This window comes from Pseudooceanicola lipolyticus (assembly GCF_002786325.1).
GTDB lineage: Bacteria > Pseudomonadota > Alphaproteobacteria > Rhodobacterales > Rhodobacteraceae > Pseudooceanicola_C > Pseudooceanicola_C lipolyticus.
In genome coordinates, this window is record NZ_PGTB01000153.1 from 1 (window position 1) to 8,563 (window position 8,563).

An 8,563-nucleotide genomic window follows, 5' to 3' on the forward strand; every position below is an offset into this window, starting at 1 on the left:
CGCGACCCGGCGCTGGCCGCGGCCTGGTTCCGGCCGCTGCAGGAGATGGAGCGCCAGGGCGGCTGCGTGCGGCTGGCGGCGCCCACCCGCTTTGTTGCGGAATATATCACCACCCATCTGACGCCCCGGCTGGTGGCGGCCTATGGGCGGTTCGACCCGGCGGTGCGGCGGGTGCTGGTTGAGGCGGTCTGATCGGGCAAAAGTTTTGAAAACTTTTGCCAAGAATTTCCAAGAAATTCTTGGCCCGCGTGTCTCACCCCTCGGGCACCTCGACCTTGACCCCGGCCTCGCCCAGCAGCTGATAGATCCGGGCAAAGGTTTCGTCCGATCCCATCGCCTCGTGTTTGCGCTGGTTCAGGAAGGCTTCGGCCGGGCCGAAAAAGCGGATCGCGGCGTCGACCTCGGCATCGGCACCGGTGCGATAGGCGCCGATGCGGATCAGCTCTTCCATGTCGGCATATTTCGCCAGCGTGCGCCGTGCCGCCTGGAACACGGCGAATTCCGCCGCTGTGTGACAGTCGGGCAGCATCCGCGACACGCTTTTGTACAGGTCGACGGCGGGGAAGCGGCCACGTTCGGCGATATGCCGGTCCAGCACCACATGGCCGTCCATAATCCCCCGTACAGAGTCTGCTACGGGCTCGTTCATGTCGCCGCCATCGACCAGCACCGTGTAGATCGCGGTGATGTCACCGGCGCCTTCGGGGCCGGGGCCGGCGCGCTCCATCAGTTGCGGCAATTCGGAAAACACCGTGGGCGGATAGCCCTTGGTGGTGGGCGGTTCGCCGCCCGACAGGCCGATCTCGCGCTGTGCCATGGCAAAGCGGGTGACGCTGTCCATCAACAGCAGCACCTGCTGGCCGCGGTCGCGGAAATATTCCGCCACCGCGGTGGCGGTCCAGGCGGCCTGGCGGCGCATCAGCGGCGGTTCGTCCCCGGTGGAAACCACGATGACCGAGCGCGCCATGCCTTCTTCGCCCAGGTCGTTCTGGATGAAATCCTGCACCTCGCGGCCACGTTCGCCCACCAGCCCGACGACGATGACATCCGCCGTCGCCTTGCGCGCCAGCATCGCCATCAGGGTGGATTTCCCGACGCCGGATCCGGCGAAGACGCCCATGCGCTGGCCGCGGCAGAGCGGGGTGAAGACGTCGAAGATCTTGATGCCGGTTTCCAGCCGCGCACCGGTGCGGCGGCGGTCGAAGGCGGGCGGTGGCGGTGCCTTGACCAGCCGCGCCTCGGTGCCTTCGAACAACGGGCCCTTGCGGTCGACCGGGCGGCCGAGCGCATCGAGCACGCGGCCTTTCCACGACAGATCCGGGCGGATCATGTCGCCGCGTGGGCTGAGCGTGACGCGGTCGCCGGCGCTGACCCCGGCCCAGGTGCCGAAGGGCAGCACATGGGTGCCAAGGCGGTCGACGCCCACCACCTCGCCCAGAACCTCGCCGCGGGTCCCCTGGACCACGCAGCGCTGGCCGACGCCCATGGCGCGTTCCAGGCCGGAGACGGTGAGGGTGAGGCCGGTGATCGAGCGAACCTCTCCAACTATTCTTGGCGTCTCCACCGATCTGGCAAGAGAAGAAAGTTCAGCAAAGACAGTGTTCATGGATAAATCCGCTGGAAACCGTATTTTATCCATGGTATCCATGATTAAGCCAAAAGGAAAGAGTCGTTGAAACTTCAGTCCATGTCTTTCTTCAGCCTGGCCTCGCAGAAAATGCAGTGGCTGAGCGCGCGTCAGAAAGTGATTGCCGAGAACGTCGCCAATGCCGACACGCCGGGGTTCAAGGCGCGCGACACCAGTTCCTTTGAGGATATGCTGAAAAACAATGCACCGCAGAGCGGGCTGGCGGTGACCCGTGCTGGCCATATCGGCGGCACCGAGCCGGCCGGTGCCTCTGTGCGGGTCGATACCGATGACAGCGCCTGGGCCACCAGCATCGACGGCAACTCCGTGGTGTTGGAACAGCAGGCGATCAAGGCCAACGAGGTGAGCGAGAGCTATCGCCTGGCGGCCAATCTGTACCGCAAGGGATATGAATTGCTGACCATCTCGGTCACCGGAAACAGATAAGGGGGCGTAAATGGATCCGCTGAAATCCATCTCTCAGATCGCGGCGAGCGGTATGCATGTGCAATCCGCGCGGCTGCAGGTGGTGGCGGAGAACGTCGCCAATGCCGATTCGACCGGCGCCACGCCGGGCGACGAGCCCTATCGGCGCAAGACGATATCCTTTCAGGAGGCGCTGAACCGCGAGTCCGGCCTGACCATGGTGGAGGTCAGCGATATTGGCCGCGACCAGTCGCCGTTCACGCTGCGCCATGATCCGGCGCACCCGGCGGCAGATGAAAACGGCTTTGTCAAAATGCCCAATGTCAGCCCGATCCTGGAGATGGCCAACATGCGCGAGGCCTCGCGCAGCTATGAGGCCAATATGAACCTTTACGAAGCCGGGCGGCGGATGCGCAGCCAGATGATCGATTTATTGAAATAAGGGTCCAATTAGGTGGCAGATACATTTACGATCCAGTCCGCGCCAGCGGTACAGGGTGCCTATAAGAGCGCGCAGGGGCTGACCGCGCCCGCCGTGGCGGAGACGCCCGAGACCGATGGCAAGCTGACCTTTGCCGAGATGGTGCGCGAGGCGGCGGGCGATGCAATTTCGACGATGCAGGAGGCCGACGCGGTGGCGCGGTCGGGACTGGCGGGCGAGGCCAGCACGCAGGAGGTTGTCGAGGCGACCATCGCGCTGGAATCCACGGTGAAGATTGCGGTGACGATGCGCGACAAGCTGGTCGAAGCCTATCAGGAAGTGTTGCGGATGCCGATCTGAGGAGGGCGCGCGGTGACTGAGAGCGATACCTATACCATCCTGTCGCAGACCTTTCTCACCGTGCTGTATGGATCCGGGCCGATCATGGGCGTGGCCCTGGTGATCGGGCTGGTGATCGCCTTTTTCCAGGCGCTGACGCAGGTGCAGGAAATGACACTGACCTTCGTGCCCAAGATCGCCGCGATCATCCTGACGCTGCTGGTGTCGACTCCGTTGATCTATTCGGTGCTGAAACGCCTGTCGGACCAGGTGTTCGACCTGGTGATCAGCGGCACCGTATGAGGCGGGGGGTGCAGGGCGTTCTGCGCGCCGCCGCGCTGCTGGCGGCGGGGCCGGGTGCGGCCAGCGGTTGGCAGGGATTCTATACCCCCAGCGAACGCGAGACCGTGGGTGGCGGCATGGAAGTGTCCGAAGACGCGGTCTGCGTGCGCGAGATTTTGCAGGCACAGCTGCGCCATGGCATTCCGGGCAACCTGTTGCTGGGCATCGGGTTGCAGGAGGCGGGGATTCAGCGCGACGGGCGGCTGACGGTCTGGCCCTGGGCGGTGAATGCCGAGGGCAAGGGGCGCCTGTTCGAGAGCTGGAAAACCGCCGCGACCTGGGTCGAGCAGCAACGCGCCGCCGGGGTCAGTTCGATCGATGTGGGCTGTATGCAGGTGAACCTGCATTGGCATCCCGAGGCCTTTGCAGAGCCTGCTCAGGGCTTTGACCCGGCGCAGAATGTCGATTACGCGGCGCAGTTCCTGAAAGAGCTGTACCGCCAGACCGGCGATTGGGAGACGGCGGCGGGATCCTACCATTCCTTCACCCCCGAACGGCGCGACACCTATCTGGCTTCGCTGAAGCGCAACCTGGCGGTGGCCAATGACCGGATCGAGGCGTTTCGCCTGCTGGCGGCCGAAGCGCGGCCGCGTGCGGAGGAGGAAACCCTGCGCCGGGCGCAGGCGCCCGGCGGCATTGCCTGGTCGTCGGGTCTGAGCCAGTTGCAGCAGGGCGCGGATGGCGCGCGCAGCCTGTATTCCGACCGCGCGTTGCAGCCGGTTCTGCCGGTCTTTCTGAGGACGAATTGATGGCGGCCACCGATCAGAAACCCCGCGGCTTTGCCGAAAGCTTTGCCACCCGCGATGTCGGCTTTGCCATCGGCGTCACGCTGGTGCTGGCGATGCTGTTCATCCCGCTGCCGGCGGTGATCCTGGATTTCGGGCTGGCGATATCGTTGTCGGTCTCGGTGCTGATCCTGATGGTGGCGCTGTGGATTCCGAAACCCTTGGAGTTCAACTCGTTTCCCACCTTGCTGCTGGTGGTGACGCTGTTGCGGCTGTCGCTGAACGTGGCCTCGACCCGGCTGATCCTGGGCGAGGGCCACACCGGCCCCAGCGCGGCGGGCGGGGTGATCGAGGGGTTTTCGCGCTTTATCGTGGCGGGCAATTTCGTCATCGGGATCGTGATTTTCGCCATCCTGGTGGTGATCAACTTCGTGGTGATCACCAAGGGTTCGACCCGGATCGCCGAGGTGGCGGCGCGGTTCTCGCTGGATGCGATGCCGGGCAAACAGATGGCGATCGATGCCGATCTGGGCTCGGGGCTGATCGACGAGGCCGAGGCGCGGCGGCGGCGTAAGGAACTGGAGGACGAGAACGGGTTTTTCGGCGCCATGGACGGCGCGTCGAAATTCGTGCGCGGCGATGCGGTGGCCGGGATCATCATCACCCTGGTCAATGTGGTGGGCGGCATCCTGGTGGGGGTGCTGCAGCATGACCTGTCGATCGGCGAGGCGGCCGACAGCTATACCACGCTGACCATCGGCGACGGGCTGGTCAGCCAGGTGCCGGCGCTGATCGTGTCGCTGGCCGCCGGCCTGATCGTGACCAAGGGCGGCACCGAGGGCGCCGCCAACGAGGCGGTGCTGGGCCAGCTGTCGAACTTTCCCAAGGCGACCTATGTCGCCGCCGGGCTGTTGGCCGGCATCGGGCTGTTGCCCGGCTTCCCAATGTTTATCTTCTTCCTGCTGGCCGGCGGGATGGTGGCCCTGGGCCGCTATATCCAGAAACAGGCCGATGCCGCCAAGGCGGCCGCCGACCGGGCCGAGGCGGCCAAGCTGCGCGCCGGCGCCGCCAGCTCTGATGACGACCTGCGCAGCACCATGAAGATCGACGATCTGCGGCTGGACCTGGGCACCGCGCTGGTGTCGCTGACCTCTGGGCCGCAGGCGGCGTTGCCGGGCAAGATCCGGTCTCTGCGTGGGCTGTTCGGGCGCGAATACGGCTTTATCCTGCCCTCGGTGCGGATCAAGGACGACGCCAATCTGCCGTCAAATACCTATGCCGTTTCGGTGCAGGGGGTCGAGGTGGCACGCGGCGATGTGCGCCCGACGATGATGATGGTGATCAACCCCGCCGAGGCGGCGATTCAGCTTCCGGGCGAACGCGCCAAGGACCCGACATTTGGTCTGGACGCGGTGTGGATCGATCACGGCCATGCCGCCGAGGCGGAAAAGCTGGGCTATACCGTGGTGGATCCGGAAAGCGTGATCACCACCCACCTGACCGAGGTGATCAAGGAACATATGCCCGAACTGCTGACCTATGCGTCGGTGCAGGACCTGATCGGCGGGCTGGACCGCGATTACCAGAAGCTGGTCAACGAGGTGTCGGGCGGGGCGCCGGTGATCACCGTGCAGCATGTGCTGCAGGCGCTGCTGGCCGAGCGGGTGTCGGTGCGCAACCTGCCGCTGATCGTGGAATCGATTGCCGAGATCGGCCGCACCAGTTCCAACGTGGTGACCCTGACCGAACATGTGCGCAAGCGCCTGGCCAACCAGATCTGCAAGGGGCTGAGCGATGACAGCGGCTTTGTCCCGGTGATGACGATGAGCGCGGCCTGGGAAAAGGAATTTGTCGAGGCGGTGCGGATCAATGGCGACGAGCGCAATTTCCTGATGACGCCGCAGCGGGTGCAGGAATTCGTGCTGGCGGCGCGCCAGCAGATCCAGAAATTCGCCTCGAAGGACGAATGGCCGGCGCTGATGGTGGCGCCCGAGGTGCGCACCTTTGTGCGGTCGATGCTGGAACGGGTCAGCCCCGGCACCCAGGTGATTTCGCATAACGAGGTGCATCGCAAGGCCAACCTGCGCACCGTCGCCACCATCGGCGGCTAGGGCGATGGACCTGACCGCGCTCCTGACCTCGCAGGTGATGGGCTTTGCGCTGGTCTTTGCGCGGCTGGGGTCGGTTCTGGTGTTCATGCCGGGTTTTGGCGAGGCGTTTATCCCGGTGCGTCACCGGCTGGCGCTGGCGGTGGTGATCGCGGCGGCGCTGTACCCGGCCACCCCGGTGCAGGCGATGATCTTTGAGGCGCCGCTGGCGCTGTTGCCGGTGCTGGCGATCGAGGTGATGATCGGCATCTGGATCGGGCTGACCGCGCGGATCCTGCTGATCGCGGTGCAGTTCGCCGGCTATCAGGTGGGGATCGTGGCCGGCCTGTCCAACGCCTTTGCCCCCAGCATCGGGTCGTTCGAGGGGTCGACCCTGCTGGCCACCTCGCTGTTGCTGGCCGGCGTGGCGCTGATCTTTGCCACCGACCTGCATCACCTGATCATCGCGGCGCTGCTGATGAGCTATGACGTGTTTGCGCCCGGCGTGATCATCCCCGGCGACATGGCGCAACAGGTGGTGCGCGCGGCGAGCCAGAGCTTTTACCTTGGGATCATGATCGCGGCGCCGTTCTATGTGATGGGCCTGGTGCTGAATGTGGGTCTGGGCCTGGCCAACCGGATGATGCCGACGCTGCCGGTGTTCTTTGTCGCGGCGCCGCTGCTGATCTGTTCCGGGCTGTTCGTGCTGGTGCTGGCAGCGCCGGCGATGTTGCGCACCTGGCTGGTGGAGTTTTCCACCTGGCTGGGCGTGCTGAGTTTCTGAGGGGGCGGGGATGGCCGGCGAAGAGGACGACAAGCACGCCCGTACCGAGGAACCCACCGCGCGCAAGCTGCAGAAGGCGCGGGAAAAGGGCGATGTCGCGGTCTCGCGCGAGACCGGGACGATGATGATGATCGTGTCGCTGCTGTTGCTGACCGTGTTCCTGATGCCGCAGGTGGCGCCGCCGCTGGCCGGGGTGCTGGCGCGGGTCTTCGAGGCGGCGGGCACCGCCGAGATCGGCGAGGGGCCGGCGGGGCTGCGCGATATCGGCATTGTCTCGTGGACGCTGATGCGCGGCGCCGGCATCGTGCTGGCGCCGGTGCTGGGCCTGTTCCTGTTCGCGGCGATGATCGGGGTGGCGCTGCAGGGCGATTTTGTCGTCTCCTCCGAGCGGATCCGGCCGAAATGGTCGAAACTCTCACCCCTGGGCGGGTTCAAGCGGATCTTTTCGGCGGATGCGCTGGTGGAGTTCGCCAAGAGCGTGCTGAAGGTGCTGGCGATCGGCGTGGTGGCGGTGTGGCTGGCTTACCTGGCGGTGACCGGCATCTGGCAGAGCGAGGGCTTTCTTCCCGAGGCGCTGGCGCCCTATGTGCAGCATTACGTGGCGCTGCTGTTGGCGGTGGCGGCGGTGTTTGCGGTGGTGGTGGCGTTGGCCGACGTGATTTTCAAACGGATACGCTGGATGGCCAAGCAGCGGATGACGGTGAAGGAAATCCGCGACGAGATGAAAGAGCAGGAAGGCGATCCGCTGATCAAGGGCAAGCGGATGGAGATCCGCCGCCGCCGGGCGCGCCAGCGCATTGCCGCGGCGGTGCCCGAGGCCACCGTGGTGCTGACCAACCCGACCCATTACGCCATCGCCCTGCGCTATGAGCCGGGCGAACATGGCGCGCCGCTCTGCGTTGCCAAGGGCACCGACCTGATGGCGGCGCATATCCGTCGGCTGGCGCATGACGCCGATGTGCCGGTGATCGAGAACCGGCCGCTGGCCCGGGCGCTGTACGAGGTGGCCGAGATCGACGCGGTGATCCCGACCGAACATTGGCAGGCGGTGGCCGAGGTCATCCGGTTCGTGCTGGATCTGCGGCAGAATATCCGCCGAAAGCCCCCTGTAGGGTCGAATTTGCGGTATGATTGAGGGCGGCCGGGGATGATCCGAGGCCCCGGCGCGGCAGCCGGGAGAGCGTGGCATCGCGGCAAAAGCAAAGGCCCCGGCCGGGGGCCGGGGCCATCAACGCGGATGCGGCGGAGGCCCCGGATCGGGGCCGGGGCGCGGCTTAGAGTTTCAGACCCTCGAGGCGCTGGTCGCCGGGAAGTTTCGAACGTTCCAGGATGATGCGCGAGATGGCGCGGGCGCGGACCGGGTTGAGCCGGGCGAGGATCGGCGCGGCGTCGCGTTCGGGCATCGTGCCCAGCACCATCACCGAGACCTCGATATCCAGATCGTTCATGATCGAGGCGGCCTCTTTCGGTTTCATCGCCGAGTAGAGCGCGACCAGGCGGTCGAGATCGTCGCTTTGCGCCTGGCGGACCTGGTTCAGCATCTCGTCCAGCGCGGATTTGAGATCGGCGAGGCGGGCCTGGTCGATATCGAGCTTTTCCGAGGCCAGCTCGATCTCGGAGCGGCGCTCGGACATCTGCTCTTTCTGCGCCTCCAGCAGGTCACGTTCCTCTTGCAACGCCTGCAACATCGCCTCGGGGGTTTCGCAGAGCTGGTCGGCCAGTGGCCGCGGCGGCAGCTGCGCCGGCAGTTCCTCGCCGGTGGCGGGGGCGGCGCGGGCGGCGGAGACGAAGGCCGAACCCTCGTCGCGGCCA

11 protein-coding genes are annotated in these 8,563 nt (G+C 65.7%); 9 read left to right on the plus strand and 2 right to left on the minus strand.

The annotated features are described in order from the left end of the window. Positions 1-192: DnaA N-terminal domain-containing protein (locus CVM52_RS21080; protein WP_276308652.1), on the plus strand; the 192-nt coding region annotated here is incomplete at its 5' end. A gap of 61 nt (positions 193-253) precedes the next feature. Here the strand turns inward: CVM52_RS21080 and fliI are convergent. Then, positions 254-1,606, minus strand: coding sequence for a flagellar protein export ATPase FliI (fliI, locus tag CVM52_RS21085; RefSeq protein WP_100164366.1), 1,353 nt, complete (start codon positions 1,604-1,606; stop codon positions 254-256). A 66-nt stretch (positions 1,607-1,672) separates the two neighbouring features. Here fliI and CVM52_RS21090 point away from each other — a divergent pair, with 66 nt between their 5' ends. From CVM52_RS21090 to CVM52_RS21125, 8 genes are read left to right on the plus strand one after another with little or no spacing between them, the layout of a single operon-like run. Then, positions 1,673-2,074: a flagellar basal body rod protein FlgB gene (locus CVM52_RS21090; protein WP_100164367.1), complete on the plus strand. Its 402-nt coding sequence runs from the start codon at positions 1,673-1,675 to the stop codon at positions 2,072-2,074. 10 nt (positions 2,075-2,084) lie between these two features. Continuing rightward, entirely contained in the window at positions 2,085-2,495 is a 411-nt protein-coding gene (flgC, locus tag CVM52_RS21095; protein ID WP_100164368.1) for a flagellar basal body rod protein FlgC, read from the plus strand. A gap of 12 nt (positions 2,496-2,507) precedes the next feature. Then, complete coding sequence (gene fliE, locus CVM52_RS21100) at positions 2,508-2,834, plus strand: flagellar hook-basal body complex protein FliE (protein ID WP_100164369.1); 327 nt, start codon at positions 2,508-2,510, stop codon at positions 2,832-2,834. A 12-nt stretch (positions 2,835-2,846) separates the two neighbouring features. Next, positions 2,847-3,116, plus strand: a complete 270-nt coding sequence (locus tag CVM52_RS21105; protein ID WP_100164370.1) for a flagellar biosynthetic protein FliQ — start codon at positions 2,847-2,849, stop codon at positions 3,114-3,116. An 8-nt stretch (positions 3,117-3,124) separates the two neighbouring features. After that, the gene (locus CVM52_RS21110) at positions 3,125-3,904 is read left to right on the plus strand and encodes a lytic transglycosylase domain-containing protein (RefSeq protein ID WP_240621019.1); all 780 of its coding nucleotides are present in this window, start codon (positions 3,125-3,127) and stop codon (positions 3,902-3,904) included. Then, positions 3,904-5,991 carry a flagellar biosynthesis protein FlhA gene (gene flhA / locus CVM52_RS21115; RefSeq protein ID WP_100164372.1) on the plus strand — a complete coding sequence of 696 codons (2,088 nt, stop codon included), beginning with the start codon at positions 3,904-3,906 and terminating at the stop codon, positions 5,989-5,991. Before CVM52_RS21110 ends, flhA begins: the two co-directional genes overlap by 1 nt. 4 nt (positions 5,992-5,995) lie before the next feature. Continuing rightward, positions 5,996-6,751: a flagellar biosynthetic protein FliR gene (locus CVM52_RS21120; RefSeq protein WP_100164373.1), complete on the plus strand. Its 756-nt coding sequence runs from the start codon at positions 5,996-5,998 to the stop codon at positions 6,749-6,751. Positions 6,752-6,761: 10 nt separating this feature from the next. Then, positions 6,762-7,886: an EscU/YscU/HrcU family type III secretion system export apparatus switch protein gene (locus CVM52_RS21125; RefSeq protein WP_100164374.1), complete on the plus strand. Its 1,125-nt coding sequence runs from the start codon at positions 6,762-6,764 to the stop codon at positions 7,884-7,886. 139 nt (positions 7,887-8,025) lie between these two features. On the opposite strand, the gene CVM52_RS27075 is transcribed toward CVM52_RS21125, so the two are convergent. After that, positions 8,026-8,563, minus strand: a 538-nt coding sequence (locus CVM52_RS27075) for a MotE family protein (protein WP_100164375.1), incomplete at its 5' end; no start/stop codon positions are given.

What these genes read in the sequence shown, in the direction of transcription:
- flhA (WP_100164372.1), top strand. Translation starts at nt 3,904, where the DNA reads ATGGCGGCCACCGATCAGAAACCCCGCGGCTTTGCCGAAAGCTTTGCC.
- flgC (WP_100164368.1), top strand. Translation starts at nt 2,085, where the DNA reads ATGGATCCGCTGAAATCCATCTCTCAGATCGCGGCGAGCGGTATGCAT.
- CVM52_RS21125 (WP_100164374.1), top strand. Translation starts at nt 6,762, where the DNA reads ATGGCCGGCGAAGAGGACGACAAGCACGCCCGTACCGAGGAACCCACC.
- CVM52_RS21120 (WP_100164373.1), top strand. Translation starts at nt 5,996, where the DNA reads ATGGACCTGACCGCGCTCCTGACCTCGCAGGTGATGGGCTTTGCGCTG.
- fliI (WP_100164366.1), bottom strand. Translation starts at nt 1,606, where the DNA reads ATGAACACTGTCTTTGCTGAACTTTCTTCTCTTGCCAGATCGGTGGAG.